Annotated in this window: 11 protein-coding genes; 7 read left to right on the forward strand and 4 right to left on the reverse strand. The window is 68.0% G+C overall.

From position 1 onward, the window contains the following. Positions 1–136 precede the first annotated feature (136 nt). Positions 137–2,242: a DNA gyrase/topoisomerase IV subunit B gene (locus DQ353_RS01125; RefSeq protein WP_113760957.1), complete on the forward strand. Its 2,106-nt coding sequence runs from the start codon at positions 137–139 to the stop codon at positions 2,240–2,242. 89 nt (positions 2,243–2,331) lie between these two features. Here DQ353_RS01125 and DQ353_RS01130 read toward each other — a convergent pair whose 3' ends face one another. Further along, positions 2,332–3,294 carry a M56 family metallopeptidase gene (locus tag DQ353_RS01130; protein WP_113760958.1) on the reverse strand — a complete coding sequence of 321 codons (963 nt, stop codon included), beginning with the start codon at positions 3,292–3,294 and terminating at the stop codon, positions 2,332–2,334. Positions 3,295–3,318: 24 nt separating this feature from the next. Then, positions 3,319–3,693 carry a BlaI/MecI/CopY family transcriptional regulator gene (locus tag DQ353_RS01135; protein WP_113760959.1) on the reverse strand — a complete coding sequence of 125 codons (375 nt, stop codon included), beginning with the start codon at positions 3,691–3,693 and terminating at the stop codon, positions 3,319–3,321. 204 nt (positions 3,694–3,897) lie between these two features. On the opposite strand from DQ353_RS01135, the gene DQ353_RS01140 reads away from it, so the two are divergent. Genes DQ353_RS01140 through cydC form a run of 3 tightly spaced genes read left to right on the forward strand, consistent with a single transcriptional unit; the run spans position 3,898 to position 9,890 of the window. Continuing rightward, the gene (locus DQ353_RS01140) at positions 3,898–5,472 is read left to right on the forward strand and encodes a cytochrome ubiquinol oxidase subunit I (protein ID WP_113760960.1); all 1,575 of its coding nucleotides are present in this window, start codon (positions 3,898–3,900) and stop codon (positions 5,470–5,472) included. A gap of 31 nt (positions 5,473–5,503) precedes the next feature. Beyond that, positions 5,504–6,526 carry a cytochrome d ubiquinol oxidase subunit II gene (cydB, locus tag DQ353_RS01145; protein WP_113760961.1) on the forward strand — a complete coding sequence of 341 codons (1,023 nt, stop codon included), beginning with the start codon at positions 5,504–5,506 and terminating at the stop codon, positions 6,524–6,526. Between the two features lie 25 nt (positions 6,527–6,551). Further along, entirely contained in the window at positions 6,552–9,890 is a 3,339-nt protein-coding gene (gene cydC / locus DQ353_RS01150; protein ID WP_113760962.1) for a thiol reductant ABC exporter subunit CydC, read from the forward strand. 794 nt (positions 9,891–10,684) lie between these two features. Here cydC and DQ353_RS01155 read toward each other — a convergent pair. Next, positions 10,685–13,342, reverse strand: a complete 2,658-nt coding sequence (locus DQ353_RS01155) for a DNA gyrase/topoisomerase IV subunit A (protein WP_113760963.1) — start codon at positions 13,340–13,342, stop codon at positions 10,685–10,687. 125 nt (positions 13,343–13,467) lie between these two features. Between DQ353_RS01155 and DQ353_RS01160 the strand changes: the two genes are divergently transcribed. The 3 genes from DQ353_RS01160 to DQ353_RS01170 are packed head-to-tail and all read left to right on the forward strand — an operon-like array spanning position 13,468 to position 18,084. Further along, positions 13,468–16,170 (forward strand): bifunctional acetate--CoA ligase family protein/GNAT family N-acetyltransferase, encoded by a 2,703-nt coding sequence (locus tag DQ353_RS01160; RefSeq protein WP_113760964.1) that lies wholly within the window; start codon positions 13,468–13,470, stop codon positions 16,168–16,170. A gap of 31 nt (positions 16,171–16,201) precedes the next feature. Then, a complete protein-coding gene (locus tag DQ353_RS01165; RefSeq protein WP_113760965.1) occupies positions 16,202–16,876 on the forward strand; it encodes a DUF5998 family protein in 675 nt (224 codons plus the stop codon). A gap of 23 nt (positions 16,877–16,899) precedes the next feature. Continuing rightward, complete coding sequence (locus tag DQ353_RS01170) at positions 16,900–18,084, forward strand: alkaline phosphatase family protein (protein ID WP_113760966.1); 1,185 nt, start codon at positions 16,900–16,902, stop codon at positions 18,082–18,084. Between the two features lie 124 nt (positions 18,085–18,208). Here the strand turns inward: DQ353_RS01170 and sepH are convergent, their stop codons facing one another. Beyond that, on the reverse strand, positions 18,209–19,297 hold the full coding sequence (gene sepH, locus DQ353_RS01175; protein WP_113760967.1) for a septation protein SepH: 1,089 nt from the start codon (positions 19,295–19,297) through the stop codon (positions 18,209–18,211). Positions 19,298–19,609: the final 312 nt, after the last annotated feature.

The raw sequence follows: 19,609 nt of genomic DNA on the forward strand, positions 1-19,609 counted from the left end.
TAATTGCGCTTTCGCTGACCGCGTAGCCCCGGGAGGGGTGAGCTGCCGCTCACCGGCGGCACGCATCAGCGAATTGACGGGGCCAGAGACTATTGTGGATAGCGTCGTTCCGACGATTTGAGGAGTTTTAACAACCGTGGCCAAAAGCGCTGACTACAACGCCCGACACCTATCCGTCCTGGAAGGTCTCGAGGCGGTTCGCAAACGTCCGGGCATGTACATCGGATCCACCGACTCTCGTGGACTCATGCACTGCCTTTGGGAAATCATCGACAACTCCGTCGATGAGGCCCTCGCCGGCCACGGCCAGTCCATCAAGGTCCTCCTGCACCCGGACGGTTCGGTGGAGATCCACGATGACGGCCGCGGCATCCCCGTGGACATCGAACCGAAGACCGGGCTCTCCGGGGTCGAGGTCGTCTTCACCAAGCTCCACGCCGGCGGCAAGTTCGGCGGAGGCTCCTACACCGCTTCCGGCGGCCTGCACGGCGTGGGTGCATCCGTGGTCAACGCGCTCTCGGCGCGTTTGGACGTCGAGGTGGACCGCGGCGGCAAGACCTACGGGATGCAGTTCCGCCGCGGCGAGCCCGGCCGCTTCACCGACTCGGGCAAGCCCAAGCCCGATACGACCTTCGAGCCGTTTTCCACGGCCTCGGTCCTCGACGTGGTGGGCAAGGCCAAGCGCGGGGTCACCGGAACCCGCGTACGGTACTGGGCCGACCGCCAGATTTTCACGCCCGATGCCAAGTTCTCCTACACCGAGCTGCAAGCCCGTGCCCGCCAGACGTCCTTCCTGGTGCCGGGCCTGAAGATCACGCTGCGCGACGAGCGCGGCCTGGCCGACACCCTGGGTGCGGACGGCCCCTACGAGGAGGTCTTCCAGCACGACGGCGGGATTTCCGAGTTCGTGGAGTACCTGGCCAACGACGCGGCGGTCACCGACATCTGGCGTTTCCACGGTTCCGGGACGTTCAAGGAATCGGTACCAGTCATTGACGAGTCCGGCCACAGCCGGATCACCGAGGTCGAGCGGACCTGCGAGGTCGACATCGCCCTGCGCTGGGGGATCGGCTACGAGACGTCCCTGCGCTCCTTCGTGAACATCATCTCCACGCCCAAGGGAGGCACCCACCAGACGGGCTTCGAGCAGGCCCTGCTGAAAACCTTCCGCAAGGTCATCGAAACCAACGCCCGCAAGCTCAAGGCCGGCAACGACAAGATCGAGAAGGACGACGTCGGTGCCGGGCTCACCGCCGTGCTGACCGTTCGCCTGGCCGAACCGCAGTTCGAGGGCCAGACCAAGGAAATCCTGGGCACCTCCGCGGTGCGCCAGATCGTGGCCAAGGTCGTGGAAAAGAGCCTTGCGGCGAAGTTGAACTCGACCGCCAAGGGAGACAAGACCCAGGCGGCGATGCTCCTGGAAAAGGTCGTCAGCGAAATGAAGTCGCGCATCTCCGCGCGCGTCCACAAGGAAACCCAGCGGCGCAAGAACGCCCTGGAAACCTCCTCGCTTCCCACCAAGCTGGCCGATTGCCGCAGCACCGACACCCAGAAGACCGAACTGTTCATCGTCGAGGGTGACAGCGCATTGGGCACGGCCAGGCTGGCGCGTTCCTCGGACTTCCAGGCACTGCTGCCGATCCGCGGCAAGATCCTCAACGTGCAAAAGGCCTCGGTGGCAGACATGCTCTCCAACGCCGAATGCGCGGCCCTGATCCAGGTCGTGGGGGCCGGCTCGGGACGAAGCTTCGACCTATCCTCGGCCCGCTACGGCAAGGTCGTGTTGATGACCGACGCCGACGTCGACGGCGCACATATCCGCACGTTGCTGCTGACCCTGTTCTTCCGCTACATGCGCCCCATGGTCGAGGCCGGGCGGGTCTACGCGGCCGTGCCGCCGCTGCACCGGGTCGAGGTCATCAACCACGGTGCCAAGGACAACGAGATGGTGTACACCTATTCGGAGAACGAGCTGCACGAGGTGCTGGCCGCCCTGGAAAAGGCCGGCAAACGCTACAAGGAGCCGATCCAGCGCTACAAGGGCCTGGGTGAGATGGACGCGGACCAGCTGGCGGAAACGACCATGGATCCCCGCCACCGGACGTTGCGCCGGGTGGGGCTGGAACATGCGGAATCGGCCGAGCGGGTCTTTGACCTGCTGATGGGTTCGGATGTTGCCCCGCGCAAGGAATTCATCATCTCCGGTGCCGAACGCCTCGAACGCGATCGCATCGACGCCTAGGGCGACAAACAAAGGTCGGCCGGTTCCCTTCGGGGGAATCCGCCGACCTTTGCCTAACGGCTGGGGTCGGGAATCGGGTGTCCGGGCGGTCAGCTGAAGAGACCCGGTGCCACCAGCATGGTGGTCGGCAGTGCCAGGAGCAGCAGGGCCGCCGCAAGGATCGTGGCGCGCATGGCCGCAGGCAGCGGGGGCTTGGGAGTCAGCAGGCGGCGCAGGCGATGGGAGGATAGCTCCTCGGTCGGGGCGCCGCCGGTTCCGGCGGCCGGCAGGGGGGCCGCGGACTTCCCGGATGGCTCGCCCAGGGCGCCTGTGGCAACAGTGAGCAGGGCCCGCAACAGCACAGGGGCCGTGACCTCGCGCAGGGCGGCGTCGTCGGCAAGCATCTCGACCAGCTCCTGGACGGCGGCAAGCGAAAGCTTCGAGGTCGGAAGCCACGGCAGGGCGTCGTTCCACGAGGCGAAGGCCAGCAAGAGCAGGTCGTGGCGTTGTTCCAGGTGCGCCTTTTCATGGGCGAGGACCGCGCGCAGCTCATCGGGACTCAGGCGCTTGACCAGGCCGCGGGAGAGCACCGTGACCGAGCCGGTGAAGCCCGGCAGGCAGTAGGCGATGGGGGTCTCGTGGTCAAGGACCAGCGTGCCGGGATTGCCGGCGGATTCCTCGGTGAGCAGCGAAAGGATGTGCCGGTGCCGGGCCCGTTGGCGCGTGATGCGCCAGGCTGCCCGGATCAGGGTGAGGACCAGGTGGAAACCCAGCAGGGCCGCGGTGCTCAGCGCAAAGATGTGGATGGTGCCGGGCGAGTTGGCCTCCGGATCACCCAGGACGAGCCGGAGCCCGCCGCGGAGCGCTCCGATCAAGGTGTCGCCCAGCGGATCGAGGCCCCAAAAAAGAAGTGCGCCGATCATCGACAGTCCACCGGCCAGGGCGATGGCCTGCCACACAACCATCGCGGCAAAGGGGGATCTGGCGGTCCAATGGGCGCGCGAAAGGGCGACGGGTATCGGCCATGCAAGAAGCAGGGCCAGTCCCGCCAGGAGATAGGACGTCAGCAGCACGTTCGTTGACCGTGCCGATCGTCGCTAGGCGTTACGCGGGGTATCGAGGAGCAGGCGCAGGGACTGGGCTTCCTCGGCGGAGATGCCCCCGATGAAGCGAGCCAGCACGGCTTCGCGATCCAGCACGGTACCCAGTGCTTCGTTCATCAAGGACACGGTGTGTTCCTCGCGGCTTGTCACCGAGGTGTAGCGGTGCGGGCGGATGTCGCGTTCACGCGCCACCAGGCCCTTCTTTTCCAGCCGGGCCAGAACCGTCAGGACGGTGGTCACTGCAAGTTCCTTGCTGTCGACGCCGCCGGGCGCCGCAAGCAGGTCGCGAAGTTCATTGGCTGTGAGCGGGGTTTCGGCATCCCAAAGTAGATCCATTACTGCGCGTTCAAGGTCGCCAAGAGTGGCCAATCTAATTCCTTACAAAGTATTCCAAGCCCCGTGCAGCTAACGCAGGGGCCGACGGTCGGTGCCCTGGGCGCTTCCCGTTATGCACCAGTTTACCGCGTCCGGCGCAAATGTTCTACAGTGGGTAGAAACAAGTTCTACGATGCGTAGAACTCGTGGCGACGGGCCGACGCTGAGCCCGCGAATTTCTGCATTGAAGGGTTTGGCATGGATGCACTGGAAATTGCCAGATGGCAATTTGGTATCACCACCGTTTATCACTTCCTGATGGTCCCACTCACCATTGGCCTGGGCCTGGTGGTCGCGGTGCTGCAGACCGCCTGGCACCGCACCGGCAAGGAAGAGTACCTGCGCATGACCAAGTTCTGGGGAAAGCTCTTCCTCATCAACTTCATCATGGGCGTGGCCACCGGCATCGTCCAGGAATTCCAGTTCGGCATGGCATGGAGCGAATACAGCCGCTTCGTCGGGGACGTCTTTGGCGCACCGTTGGCCATGGAGGCCCTGCTGGCATTCTTCGTCGAATCAACCTTCCTCGGACTCTGGATCTTCGGCTGGGACAGGTTGCCCAGGCGCATCCACCTGGCCGCCATCTGGATCGCGTCGCTGGCCAGCATCTTCTCGGCCTACTTCATCCTTGTGGCCAACTCCTGGATGCAGCACCCGGTGGGCACCGAAATAGTCAACGGCCGGGCAGTGATGACCGACGCCTGGGCCGTGTTCACCAACAACACCGCACTGGTCACCTTCCCGCACACCATCTTCGGGGCCTTCGCGGTGGCCGGCGGATTCCTGCTGGGCATCTCCTGGTACCACCTGTACAAGCGCCGCCAATCCGGGATAGACACCGTCGATGCCGATGGGAAGGTCGTGGTGGGGGAGTCCGCAACCCTGGGCCGGAACCGAGACAGGATCGACTACAGGGTCTGGATCAAGTCCCTGCGCATCGGCGCCGTCGTTGCCATGGTGGCCTTTGCAGGTGTGGCCCTTTCCGGACACGCGCAGGCCCAGCTGATGATCCAGCAGCAGCCCATGAAGATGGCGGCGGCCGAAGCCGCATGCCACGACGGCACCGGATTCTCCCTGCTGTCCATCGGGGACCTGCGCAGCGGCGGGGCAACAACCTGCGACGACGTGGTCGGGGTCTTTGAGATCCCGGGGCTGTTGTCCTTCCTCGCGTACGACAACTTCACCACCGAGGTCAAGGGCGTCAACACGTTGCTGCCCGAGTACCAGGAAAAATACGGGACCCACCTGCCCGACAACCCGATCTACGGCGACCGCGCAGGAACCGAGATCAACTACCTGCCGGTCATGGAAGTCACCTACTGGGGCTTCCGCTTGATGATCACCCTCGGCGGCCTGTCGGCGGTAGCCGCGGCCGTGGCCCTGTGGCTGACCCGCAAGGGGACCGTGCCGCACAGCAAATGGATCTCCCGGCTTGCACTGTTCGGCATGCTGGCCCCCTTCGGGGCCAACTCCGCCGGCTGGATCTTCACCGAGATGGGCCGCCAGCCCTTCGTCGTGGCACCCAACCCGAGCTTCGAAGGCATCGACCAGGTGTTCATGCACACGGCCGCCGCCGTCTCCCCGGGAGTCAGCGCCGGGGAGATGCTCTTCTCGCTGATCGTCCTCACACTGATCTACGCGGTCCTGCTGGTGGTCGAGGTCGTCCTGCTCACCCGCTACGTGCGCGGCGGCATCGGATCGGCCATGCCCGAACTGCGCGACCACCCCGACGACGGCCAGCAGGACACCGACGTGCTGTCCTTCGCCTACTGACCAGCCGACCAACGAGTTAGGACACTTTTTCGTGGAATTCCTTCCCACCTTGTGGTTCATCCTGATAGCCGTGCTCTGGGGCGGTTACCTCTTCCTCGAGGGCTTCGACCTGGGCGTGGGCATGCTCATGAAGACCTTCGCCCGGAACGAGAAACAACGCCGCGTGCTGCTCAACACCATCGGACCGGTCTGGGACGGCAACGAGGTGTGGCTGATCACCGCCGGCGCCGCGACGTTCGCCGCGTTCCCGTACTGGTATGCCTCGCTTTTCTCGGCCCTCTATATCCCGCTGGTCCTGGTGCTCGTGGCACTGATCTTCCGTGCCGTGGCCTTCGAATACCGCGGCAAGGCCCACACCCGCACCGCGCGCAACGCCTGGGACTGGGCGATCTGCCTCGGCTCCTTCACCGCGGCGTTCGGTGTCGGCGCGATGCTCGCGCTGAGCACCACCGGGCTGCCGCTGAATGCCAACGGCGACCGCGTCGGCGGGCCCTTCGCCTGGTTCAACATCTACGCGGTCCTGGGCGGCGTCGGGGTCGTCGCCTTCTGCCTGGTCCAGGGCCTGGCATTCCTCGGTTTGAAGACCGACGGGGAGATCCGCACGCGGGCCGCCCGGATCCTGGCCCGCTGGCTGCCGGTGGCATTGTTGCCGCTGGCCGCGTGGGCGGTGGCCGTCGCGCTGCTGAACAACAGCGCCACGGCCCTGGCCCCGCTGGGGCTGGCCGTGTGCGCACTGGTGTTTGCCTGGATCCATGCCCGCAAGACCAACGAGGGCCTGGCCTTCATCGGGATGGGCATCTTCCTGCTGGCCGGTGTTGCTGCGATCTTTGTGGCCGCATACCCCAACGTGCTGCCCTCCACCATCGACGCCGCCTACAACCTGACCGTCACCAACGCATCCTCCAGCCCCTACACGCTCAAGCTCATGAGCATCGTGGCGGCGTTCGGGCTGCCGCTGGTGCTGGCCTACCAGGGATGGACCTACTGGGTGTTCCGCAAGCGCATCAGCGAGGCCCACATCCCCGAGGCCCACGCCGTGACACCGATCGTCTGAGCACCGGCAGGAGAAGACCCACACCATGAAACCCCTACTGCCCGCAGGAACCGGATCACGTATTGTGTTGGCGCTGCTCGCCGGGCTGGCAGCTCTCAAGGCAATCGGGCTGATCCTGCTCGCCGACGCCCTGGCCACGGCAATCGCCCAGCTGGCCGGCACCGGCACCGCCGATGTGCAAAGGCTGCTGGCCCTGGGGCTGGCCGGGGCGCTGCTGCGCGCCGGCGCCGTCTGGGGCACCCAATTCGCGGCACGGCATGCCGGTCTGGGGTCCAAGGAGAAGCTGCGCGGGCAGCTCATGAACGTGGGCCTGTCCGGAAGCGGTGCGGAAACCGGGTCGGGCCAGGAGCACGGGGCACTTGCGGCCCTGGCCAGCCGCGGGCTCGACGGATTGGACAACTACTACACCAAATACCTGCCGGCCGTTGTCGCCGCATCGGTCATCCCGGTCATGGTCGTGGCGCGGGTGCTGGTGGCCGACTGGGTCTCGGCCCTGGTCATCGTGTTGACCCTGCCGCTGGTTCCGGTGTTCATGATCCTCATCGGGCTGCATACGGTCGAACGGGTCAAGGCGGCCGCCGCCGGGCTGGATCGGCTGTCGAACCAGTTGCTTGAACTCGCCCAGGGTTTGCCGGCGCTGATCGGCTTGCGCCGCGCCAAGGGCAAGGGCCGTGCCCTGGCGCAGGTCTCCGAGGGGTACCGGGAAAGCAGCATGAAAACGCTGCGCACCGCTTTCCTTTCCGGCCTTGCCCTTGAACTGATTGCCACGATTTCGGTGGCGGTGGTCGCGGTGTTCATCGGTGTGCGGCTTGTCTACGGGCACATGGGACTCGAGGCCGGGCTGCTGGCGCTGGTCCTGGCCCCGGAGGCCTACCTTCCGCTGCGCGAACTCGGTGCCGCCTACCACGCCTCCGAGGACGGGGTCGAGGCGCTGGAACGCAGCGAAAAGTTCATCGCGGGCGGCACACCCGAACCGGCTTCCGGTGCCACGCGGTGCCCGTCCGCGGCGAACGCGCTTGAAATCCGCAACCTCACGGTGCACCACCCCGGACGCACCGAACCGGTGCTGCGCAACCTTGACCTCGAGCTTGGGCGCGGCCGGGTCCATGTCCTGGACGGGGCAAGCGGCACCGGCAAGAGCACGCTGTTGCATGCGGTGCTCGGGCAGCTTGCCGCAAGCGGCATGGAGGGCAGCATCGCCGTGCGACCCGAACGCACCGCCTGGATCTCCCAGCACCCGCGGTTCACCGAGGAAACCGTGCGCGGCGAAATCATGCTCCACGCAGGGAACACGCTGGACGAAGCGGGCCTCGCCACGGTGTGTGGAGATGCGAACATCACCCACCTGGCCGAACGCAGGCTTGTCGATTGCAGCCCGGGGGAATTGCGCCGCGTCGCCGTGGCCCGGGTGCTGGCCCGAGTTGCCACGGATCCCGACGTCGAACTGGTCCTCGCCGACGAGCCGACGGCGCACCTCGACGAGGTCTCCGCCGCCCGCATCAGGGCGGCACTGGCTCGGCTCTCGGTTGGCTGTGCGCTGCTCGTGGCAACCCATGACCGCGCGCTGGCGGCCTCGCTGCGCGGCCAGGATGCGCCGGCCGCCGCCAGCCGTCCGGATTCCCCGACCGGCTCGCAGATCCCGCGCCCGGGTGCGCCCGAGCTCCGCCGGGACCAGGCACCCGCCGGGAAGCGCACACCGTCCCACTGGAACCTGCTGCGTTCGCTGCCGTGGTTCCGGGGTGGCCTGGGCCTGGGGTTGCTGCTGGCGGTGCTGGCGGCGCTTTTCGGCGTGGGCCTGACCGGGATTTCCGGTTGGCTGATCGTCACGGCCAGTCACCAGCCGCCCATGCTCCACCTGATGGTCGCCATCGTCGGGGTGCGCACCTTCGGCATCGGCCGCTCGGTGCTCCGCTACGCCGAACAGCTCAAGATCCACGATGCGGTGTTGCGCTTCTCCGGAAACCTTCGCCAGCGACTCTGGGATGCGCTTGTCGCCCAACCGAAGATGTGGGGCGGGCTCACCCGCTCCGGTGCGGCGCTGGGACACCTGGTGGCCGAGGTCGACGAGGTCCGCGATGCGGTTCCCCGGGTGCTGGTCCCGCCCGTTGCCGGCGTGGCTACCTGGGCCGTGGTCAGCATCGGGATCGGTTTCTGGGCGCCGCAGGCCCTGTGGCTGTCGATGGTGCTGGGCGTGCTCGCCTTTGTCGCGCTTCCGCTGGCAGTGCTGGCCGCCGAAAAGCGCACCACCATTGCCGTGAGCGCACACCGCATCTGGCTGGGCTTCAGGGTCCCGACCCTGTTGCGTGCCGCGCCCGACCTGCGCGCCAATCATGCCGCGGGCACCGCCCTTGCGCAGTTCGCCGGTGAAGACGCCAAGGCCACGGCATCGCTCCGGGCCACGGCCCGCGGTGCGGGCCTGGCCCAGGGAGGCGCCGCTTTGCTCAGTGCCGTCGCCGCGGTGCTGGCCGTGGCCGTGACAACCGGCGGGGGAGAGGCAGCCGCCGTTGCCGGGCTGCTGCTCCTTGCCCTGGGCGAACCGATCGCCAACACCGCCACCTCCGTGCAGCAGCTGCCGCAACTCGACGACGTGCTCAAACGCGTGTGGACCAATATCGAGGCTGCCCCGGCACACGCCCCGCTGGCCGAAGACCGGGCCCCGGAGCAGGACGGAACCCGGGAAACCGGCATGGGTATCCGGCTTTCCAATGTCAGTGCGGGCTGGGATGATGGCCTGCCGGTCATTGAACACGCGGATATCGAGGTTGGGGCAGGTCGGTGGGTGGGACTGACCGGACCCTCCGGATCCGGCAAATCAACCATTCTTGCCACGTTCCTGGGGGCCCTTCCGCCATTGGGGGGAACGGTGCAGGTCAAGCACCGCGGTGGGCAATGGATGGAAGCAACCCCCGCCGATCTGGCCGCGGTGTCCTGGTGCCCGCAGGAAGCGCATCTTTTCGATTCCTCGGTCCGCTCCAACCTTTGCCTGGGCCGCGGCCTCGAGGACCAACCCGGCGACGGCGAACTGGTGGACGTGCTGGAACAGGTGGGCCTGGGCCGGTGGCTCGAGGCACTGCCCGGCGGCCTGGGCGGGCGCATCGGTTCCGGAGGGCACCACCTCTCGGGCGGGCAGCGCCAGCGCCTGGCCGTGGCCCGCGCACTTGTGGCCCGCTCCGCGGTGCTGCTGCTCGATGAGCCGACGGCCCACCTCGGTGCGGATGAGGCGGTGGAACTCATGGCGGACCTGCGTGGTGCATTGCGGGACCATGCGGTGCTGGTTGTCACCCACGACGCCGGAGTTGCGGCACTCACCGACCACGTCGTGGACCTGGCCGAGCTGAAGGCCGGGGTGCCGGTGGGCGTCTAGGTGCCGAGGCCTGCATCCCGGGCCAAGGCCACCGCCTCGGCCCGGCTGCCGGCCTCCGGCATGGCGAACCCGCTCGCGACATGGGTGCGCACCGGGTCTCGCTCCCGGCGTGAGCCCGGCCGTCGGGATGTTCCTGGGCGCGGGAAGAGGCGAGCAGGCTCCGGGGGCCTGGCGCCGCTCGGGGGCGGCCACGAGCGGGGAGGCGTCGAAGGCGGCGGCATTGAACTTGTTCACCACCCCGCCGTAGCCCCACAGCTTGGGCATCGACGCCGCACCGTTGCGGACCTTCCGGCACGTGGCGATGTTCTCGTAGCGGATGGTGCGCAATTGGCGCGAGGCGGTGCGTTGGATGAGCTGGTCATCACGGATGATGATGTACCAGTCCACGTAGCTGGCCACCAGCAGCGCAGTGCTGGGGAACAGTTCGATGCCGCAGATGACCATCGGCATCCGGTCCTCCGGGTCCACGGAGCCGCAGCTGGCGTAGGGGACGAGCAGCAGCCCAATCGGCGCAACCGGCCCGCCCGTCACGGCGCTGGTCTTCGGCTGCCGGATCGCTTCGGCGTTCTTCGGGTCCCGGTTCGGACGGGGCCTGGCCCGCCGGCCCACGGCAGTGGCCAGGAGCGGGACGAACATCACGAACCCCCAGCAGGATCCATCGGTCTTCGGCCCAGGGGATACCTCTGATTGACGGGGCACAAACGCCGTGTGGTTCCCGGCCTTCAGGACCTGGCCGGGGAGGCCGGCGTGGTCCGGGGGCAATCCCGGACCACGCGGTTGGCGGTTCGCCGGTGTTACTCCTCGAGCAGCGGGTCCTGGATTGCGACCCGGCGGGCGGGCTCGACCTGGACCACACCCGAATCGGCAAAGGGCAGGGAGTCTTCGTCGGGCGCGACCAGCTGCGCACGCTTCGAGGAACCAGGAGGCGGCAACTGCCCCTCCGGCGCCGTGGCGCCTTGCACATCGTTCCCCTCGGCCACCGGGGTGCCTCCGAGCAGGTCGATGCCCTGGGCCAGCGGAACGCCCGAGCCGTCGCGCTTGGCGTACTCGGTCGGCAGGGCACGCACCACACCGGTGGCGGAGGACGCCCGCGCCGGGCCGGCACCGGCATAGGCCAGCTCCAGGTGGTCCTCGCCCTTGAGGAAGCGGTGCGCCCGCACCCCGCCGGTCGCCCGGCCCTTGGCCGGGTACTCGGCGAAGTCGGTGACCTTCACCGAGTGCGAGGCGGTGCCCGGCAGCGTGTTCGACCCTGTCGCGATGGACACGAAGACCGGGGACGGGGCGTCGGATTCGACCACGCCGAAGAAGATCACCGCGTCATCGGCACCGAGCTTGATTCCGGCCATGCCCCCGGCGGTGCGGCCCTGGGGGCGCACCGCGGAGGCGGCAAAGCGCAACAGCTGCGCGCCGCGGGTGGCGAAGACCAGTTCCGTCCCGTCTTCTCCCACCGCGGCCCCGACCACGGTGTCGTTGTCCTTGAGCGTGATGGCTTCCCACTCGTCGCGGTTCAGCGGGTAGTCCGGGGCCAGCCGCTTGACCACGCCGTTGGCGGTGCCCAGCGCAACGATCTTGTTCAGCGGCACCAGGGCCACCATCTTCTCGCCCTTGTCAAGCTGGGCGAACTCGTCGACCTTCACCCCGCCGGTGAGCTGCGGGAATCCGTGGGCCGGGGGCAACAGCGGCAAATCAACGACCTGCAGGCGCAACATCCGCCCGGTGGAGGTGATCCCGCCGATCTCCCCGCGGGCACTGGTGGCCACCACGGAGGAGAGCACATCGTGCTTCACCCGTGCCCCGGCGCCGTCCAGCGGATCGGCCGAGGACATGCGGGCCACCTGGCCGGTGGCCGAGAGCAGCACCCGGCACGGGTCGTCGGCGATCTCCAGGCTCAGCGGCGCCGCCTTGCCGGTTGTGGCCACCGCCGGCATGGCGGTTCCCTTCAGCGGGGTGCCGGATTCGGATTCCAGCAGCACGGTCCGGCGCGGGGTGGCGAACTTCTCGCTCATTTCCGCCAGCTCTCCGGAAACCAGGTCGCGCAGCATGGTGTCGGAGTCCAGGATCGCCTTGAGCTCGTCGATGGCCGCGCGCAGTTCCTCGGCCTCCTTCTCCAGTTCCAGCCTGGAGAACTTGGTCAGCTGGCGCAGGCGCAGCTCCAGGATGTGGTTGGCCTGCAGCTCGGACAGGTCGTAAATGGTCATCAGGCGCTCGCGGGCCTGGGCGGTCTCGTCCGAGGAACGGATGATCGCGATGACCTCGTCGATGTCGACGATCGCAATGAGCAGGCCCTCGACCAGGTGCAACCGGTCCAGCTTCTTCGCCAGCCGGTGGCTGGTGCGGCGGCGCACCACCAGCAGCCGGTGCTCCACATACACGGTGAGCAGCTCCAGCAGCCCCAGGGTGCGCGGCTGGCCCTCGACCAGGGCCACGTTGTTGATGCCGAAGGAATCCTCCATCGGGGTGAACTTGAACAGCTGGGCCAGCACCGCGTTGGGGTTGAAGCCGTTTTTCAGCTCGATGACCAGGCGCAGCCCGTGGTTGCGGTCGGTCAGATCCACCACGTCGGCGATGCCGGTGAGCTTCTTGGCATTGACGGCGTCCTTGATCTTCTCGATCACCTTTTCCGGGCCCACCATGTAGGGCAGCTCGGTGACCACCAGGCCCGCCCGGCGCGCGGTGATCTGCTCCAGCTCCACCTTGGCCCGGGTCTTGAAGGTGCCGCGGCCCGTGCGGTAGGCGTCGCGGATCCCGTCCAGTCCCACGATCTTCCCGCCGGTGGGCATGTCCGGGCCCGGGATGAACTTCAAGATGGCCGCCAGGTCGGCATCCGGGTGGGCGATCAGGTGCCGGGCCGCGGCGATGACCTCGCCGAGGTTGTGCGGGGCCATGTTGGTGGCCATGCCCACGGCGATGCCGGTGGTGCCGTTGACCAAAAGGTTCGGGAAGGCGGCCGGGAGCACCGCCGGCTGCATGAACTGGTTGTCGTAGTTCGGGACGAAGTCCACGACGTCCTCGTCCAGGTTCGCGGTCATCGCCACCGCCGAGGCGCCCAGGCGTGCCTCGGTGTAGCGCGGGGCGGCCGGGCCGTCGTCCAGCGAGCCGAAGTTGCCGTGCCCGTCGATCAGCGGCAGGCGCAGCGCGAAGCCCTGGCTCATGCGCACCATCGCGTCGTAGATGGCGGTGTCGCCGTGCGGGTGCAGCTTGCCCATGACCTCGCCGACCACGCGGGCGCTCTTCACATGCCCGCGCTCCGGACGCAGGCCCATCTCGGACATCATGAACAGGATGCGCCGCTGCACCGGCTTGAGCCCGTCGCGGGCATCGGGCAGGGCGCGGGAGTAGATCACCGAGTAGGCGTACTCCAGGAAGGAGCCTTCCATTTCCTTGGTCACATCGATGTCAACGATGTGTTCCACGAAGTCCGCGGGCAGTGGTTCAGGCTTTTTGCGCGCCATATTGGGTGTGAATCCTCGATTCGGTACTGATGCCCGGCCTTTGGCAAGGCCGGGTTCATGGTCATGCTGCGGTTCCGGCGCGTCGATCCAAGTGCACGAGTCGCGGTGGCCGCTAGGCTAAGCCTATGGTGGATGGTCGTAAACCCGGTGAATATCCGTCCCATTGGGAAGCGGACGTTGTCTTGCGCAATGGCTCGACGGCACATTTACGCCCGATTCAACCAACCGACGCCGACAATTTGCAAAAAATGCATCGGAGCCAGTCGGAATCCTCCGTCTACATGCGCTATTTTACGTACAAATCTGCGCTAACGGCCAAAGAGCTCAAACGCTTCACCGAAGTCAACCACGTGGACCGGGTTGCTTTCGTGGTGATCCGCGGCGAGGACATCATCGGGGTGGGCCGCTACGACCGCCTCGACGACCCCACGGACGCCGAGGTCGCCTTCAACATTTCCGATGCCTACCAGGGCATGGGCGTGGGCTCGATCCTGCTCGAGCACCTGGCCGCCGCGGCGCGCGAAAACGACATCGAGCGGTTCTCCGCCGAGGTGTTGCCGGAGAACCGGAAAATGCTCACGGTCTTCGCCGAGGCCGGCTATGCGGTCAAGCGGCACTTCGACGAGGGCGTGGTGATGCTCGAGTTCCCCATCGACCCCACAGAGAAATCCCGGGCGGTGATGGAATCGCGCGAGCACCGCGCCGAGGCCAAGTCCCTGGCCGGGCTGCTGGCCCCGGCCTCCATCGCGGTGATCGGCGCCAGCCGCGAATGGGGCACCATCGGGCACACGCTGCTGCACAACATCATCGAGGGCGGCTACACCGGAACCGTGTACGCGGTGAACCCGCAGGCCTTCGAGCTCGGGGGGCTGGCCAGCTACGCCTCGGTGGCCGAGGTCCCCGGACCCATCGACCTGGCCGTGGTTGCCGTCCCGCAGGAATCCATCCACCAGGTCATCATCGAATGTGCGGCCGTGGGAGCCAAGGGGCTGCTGATCGCCACCGGCGGCTTCGAGAAGGATGGCGAATCCGGGTTGGCCCGCCAGCGCGAGCTGGTGCGTCTGGCCCGGGCCAACGGCATGCGCGTGATCGGCCCCGCCTCCCTGGGCCTGGTGAACACCGATCCGGCCACCTCGATGAACGCCTCGGTGGCCCCCGGCATGCCCAAGGCCGGCACCATGGGGCTGTTCAGCCAATCCGCCGCCGTGGGCGTGCTGCTCTATGCGGCCTCGGTGCGCCGCGGTGTCGGGGTCTCCTCGATCGTCTCGGCGGGGAACCGGGCCGATGTCTCGGGAAACGACGCCATGCAGTTCTGGGAGGACGATCCGGGCACCCGCGCGGTGGGCCTGTACCTGGAATCCTTCGGCAACCCGCGCAAGTTCTCCCGCATCGCCCGCCGGCTCTCGCACTCCAAGCCCGTGATCGTGGCCAAATCCGATGTCATGGGACTGCGCCTGCCCCCGGGCCATGCGGTGCGCACCACCCAGGCGCCCGCCGCCGCGGTCGACGCGATGCTGCGCCAGTCCGGGGTGATCCGGGTGCGCACCAACGAGGAATTGATGGAGGTCGCCCAGGTCGTCGCCGCCCAGCCGCTTCCGGCCGGAAACGGGATCGCGGTGCTGGCCAACTCCGCGGCCCTGGCCTCGGTGGTTGCCGACGCCGCCGGGCAAAACGGGCTTGACGTCACGTTCTCCGATGCAGACATCGGGCTGCACGAAGGGGCCTCCCGCGCCCTGCCGCGGCTGGCCGCGGCCCTGGCGCGGGCGCTGGAACACCCCGCGGTGCACTGCGGGATCATCACGCTGCTGCCCGAGCCCGGGCTCACCAACGCCATGCTGGCCAGGGCCATCCGCGAGGCCGCAGCACCCTCGGGCAAACCGGTGGTTGCCGTGTTCACGGGCCTGCTGGACCCGGTGTCCACGGCCGACGGGCTGCTCGATGCCGGCACGGATGCGGACGGGCGCGGCTACGGGCTGCCCTGCTACTCCAGCCCAGGGGTCGCGGTCAATGCGCTGGCGGCCGTTGTCCGCTATGCGCGCTGGGTCGCCCGGGCGCACGGGGAAGTCATCGCCCCGGAGGGCATCGACGTGGCGGCGGCCGCGGACTTCATCGAGGACGCGCTGGGCGCGGTGGTCGGGGTGGATTTGCTGCACCTGTCCAAGGCGCAGGCCGCGGAGCTGCTGGGCCACTACGGCATCCGGGTGCTGGAGTCCACTGGATTCGAGACCGCGGACCAGGCCGTTGCCGCCGCCGCGCGGCTGGGCTGGCCGGTGGCCATCAAGGCCCGCGACGAACACCTGCGCCACCGACTGGACCTGGGCGGGGTCCGGCTGAACATCACCGATGAATCCTCGCTGCGCACGAACATCGCGCACATGCGCGAGGTCCTGGACCCGTACGGGGCCACCGACCTGGAGATCCAGTCCATGGCCCCGGCCGGCCAGGGCTGCGTCATCCGCGCGGTCGAGGATCCGCTGCTGGGCCCGGTGGTCTCCTTCGGGCTGGCCGGGGACGCGGTGAACCTGCTCGACGACTGGGCGCACGGGATCCCGCCGCTGACCAACACCGACCTCGCGGACCTGGTGGGCACCCCGCGGGCCGCGGCCCGGCTGCGCGGCTACCAGGGGCTTCCCTCGGTGGACCTCGCGGCGTTGGAGGACCTGCTGAACCGGGTGGCGACGCTGAAGGACAACCACCCGGAGGTGTCCTTGCTGGAGATCAACCCGGTCATGGCCACCGCCGGAGGCACGGTGGTGCTCGGCGTGGACACCTGGCTGGGCAATGCGGAGCAGCGCACCGATTCGGCCCGGCGGGCCATGAGCCACTGAGCCGTCGGTGCCCTTGGGTAGACTAGGGGGCATGACCCCCCTTTCTTCTGCCTCGGACCCGGACCTGCAAGCTGACCTCAACCGTGCGGGTTTCTACCCCAAGATCGTTGCGGACGTCATCGACGAGGCGCTCGACGGCCGTGAACCCGGCGGCCACCTGGTGCATCTGGAGACCCACTTCGACCAGCACGAGGTCCATCGCCACATCACCGTGCTGGTGCTGGCCGAAGACGTCCTGCTGGTCACGCACGTCGATGACCAGCAGCTCGACGAAAAGGGCAAGGAAGTCATGGCCCAGATCTCCACCGAGCTGGTCCAGCTTTCCAAGGTCGCGACCGTGGCCACCAGTTACGTCTACCACCAGCCGCAGAACTACCGCACCGGCGACATGGTCAAGGAACTGACCCTGGGCATCGCCTGGGCCGGAGCCCAGCGCATCGACCTGGCCCCGGCCGGGTGCTCGGACCCCAATTGCGATGCCGACCACGGCTACACGGGCACCTCCCAGCAGGAGGACCTGGTGCTGCGCGTCAGCGCCGAGGCCGACGGCGTCAAGGCCGTGACCGCCGCCCGCGCCTTCGCCAAGGCCATGCGCCGGGCCTCCGCCCCGCGCGGCGCCGAGGTGCGCTCCGTCCTCCCGGCACCGGCAGCAGAGGTCCGCGGCCGCGTCGGCTCGCGCTTCGGCCGCAACACCCACCAGGGCTAAGGCCCCGGAAAGGCACACGCATCTTGGCAACCAGCACCCGAAAGACCCCGGCCTCCGCACTTCCGGCGGCCCCGCCCTACGGCAGCAAGACCATTGCCGAGCTGCTGCCCAGCGCCGCCGCTGCGCTGGGGGTGCCGGGCTTCGAAAACCACCTGGGGCTTCCGGCGGCCAACCGCGTTGCCGTGGTGATGGTCGACGGGCTGGGCAAGGCGCTGCTGCGCGCCCGCGGGGGCCACGCCCCGTTCCTGCGCAAGCTCATGGAGAATTCCCAGACCCTGTCTTCCTCCTTCCCCTCCACCACCGCGGCCTCGCTGGCGTCCCTGGGCACCGGCCTGCCGCCGGGGCAACACGGGGTGGTCGGCTACGACGCCGTGGATCCTGCCCGTCGCCGGGTGGTGAACCAGCTGGGCGGCTGGCCCAAGGACCTTGACCCGCTGTCCTGGCAACCGCACCCGACGGTCTTCGAGAAGGCCGCCGAGGCCGGGGTGCACACCGCCACGGTGTCCCTGTCCCAGTTCAAGGGCTCGGCGCTGACCGCTGCGGCGCTGCGCGGCCCGGTCTTCATGCCGGCCGAATCCACGCATGCCCGCGTGCGGGCCACCTGCGAGGTGCTGGCGGCCAACCCGCGCGCCCTGGTCTACTGCTACTTCAACGAGCTGGACAAGGCCGGGCACCGCCACGGCAAGGGTTCGGCGCAATGGGGCAATGCGCTGGAGGACCTGGACTCGCTCATGCGGACCCTGGCCGCCCGCGTCCCGGCCGGCACCCTGCTGCTGCTGACCGCCGACCACGGGATGGTCGACGTGGAGGAGAAGTGGCGGATCGACTACTCCGAGTTCCCCGACCTTCTCGACGGGGTGGAACTGACCGCCGGGGAACCGCGCGGGGTGCAGCTGCACTTCGACGCCCGCACCTCCGAGGACCGCCGCGCGGCCGTGGCCGAGGCCTGGCGCGAACGCTTTGGCGCCAAGGCCTGGGTGCTTTCCCGCGACGAGGCCATTGCGCACGGATTGTTCGGGCCGGTGGGCGAGGCGGTGCGTGAACGCATCGGGGACCTGCTGATCCTGGCCGCCGAGGACGTGGCGTTCCTGGACGGGCGCAGGGTCAACCCCGCGGCGTTCGCGATGGTCGGGCAGCACGGCTCGTTGACCCGCGCCGAGTGCGAGGTCCCGCTGCTGGTGCTGGCGAAGCCCGCGAAGAAGAAATAGCACCCACGCCAAGGGCCCGCACCCGGCAATCGAAACTTGCCGTGGGTGCGGGCCCTTGGTGTGCGCTCCGGGGCTCGCCCGGCCCGTCCGCTGGATGGCGCCGGGGCGAATCAGGTGGGGGAAGTCAGTCGTTGTTGTTGCGGCGCCCGAAGACGATCTCGTCCCAGCTGGGCACGGAGGAACGCTTGGCCTTCTTCTTGCCGCCGGCCTCGTCGTCGCCGGACTCGGCACCGTTCTCCGTGTCCTTGTCCTCGTCGGCGCCCTGCCGGGGGCCGGGCACCAGGGAGATCGAGGTGGTGCGGGTGCTGATGCCGTCGTAGAGCTTCGGCAATCCGTCGTCCAGCGGAGCGGGGCCGGCCAGGCGCGGGTCGTCGTCGGGGTGCGGGGAACGGGAGAGCATCGCGGCCAGGGCGTCGTCGCCCTCCTCGTCGATGCCCAGGCGCTGCCCGCGACGGGCGCTGAGCACGTCCAGCAGTTGCTCGGAGTCGGCCACTGCGGCCTCGAAGTCCACCTCGTCGCCGTCGGCCTCGACATCGAAGGGGGCATCGGCGACGGCGGTCAGCCGGCGGGCGCCGACCGGGGCATCGAGCGGCTCGAGCTCGCTGAGCACCTGGGCCCAGCGGTTCGCGTTCTGCAGCGACTTGCGGCTGGGATGGAAGGCCCACCTGGCCATCGATTCCTCGGAACCGGAATCCAGGGCGATGCTCGCATCGGTTTCGGGCAGCTCGAAGCGGGCCACCACGTCCCAGGAGCCGTCGGCGGCGCGCCAGGCATCCCAGGCAAGGGTCTCGTTGTCGATGCCCAGCGAGTGGATGCGGTAGGCGACCATTTCGCCGAGGTTGGCCGGCTCTTCGCCGAAGATGCTGCGGTAGCCGTCGTGGGTTTGCGGGGCCGAGACCTCGACGTTGCGGGCCTGGGCCGCGATGTATTCGCGTTCGGCCAGCACCGGGCCCTCGTAGCGCATGATGCGTTCCAGCGGCATGCCCGAATCGGCTGCGACTTCCTCGGCGGTGGCCCCCGAGCGGATCCGGGTCTGGATGTCGCGCGGCGACAGCGGGGCAACGGGTGCCAGGGAACGATCGGCCCGGGCAGCTCGAGTCAATGCACTGCGCAGCGCTTCATCGATGGGCAGCACAAAGCTGTTGCCATCCTCGCTGCTCAGGTGCAGGCTCTCACCGTTCTCGTGGATGCCCACCAGTCGGAGTTGACGCATGACTATCCTCCACAAACCGTCGTGTTATGGGTAAAACTCTGCCACCTGCACCGCCAAATACCTAAGAGGCGCCTTGGTGTGGCGCGCGGCGGCTTCATGATTATTCCCTCAAGGGAACGCAAAAACCGGTAAAACCGGGCAATAAATCCAGACTTCGGCCCGGAAGATGCAATGATAATCAGGCCGTGGGGAACCGGGCACAAAAATGACCTGTTCTGCGTTGAATCATAGGCGCATCCAAACGCGCGGGTTGACCGTGGCACCAACATGGCCCGCCGGGCAACCCCGATACGAACGACAGCTTGAACCAAG

The organism is Arthrobacter sp. AQ5-05 (genome assembly GCF_003287975.1).
In the GTDB taxonomy this organism is placed as follows: domain Bacteria; phylum Actinomycetota; class Actinomycetes; order Actinomycetales; family Micrococcaceae; genus Paeniglutamicibacter.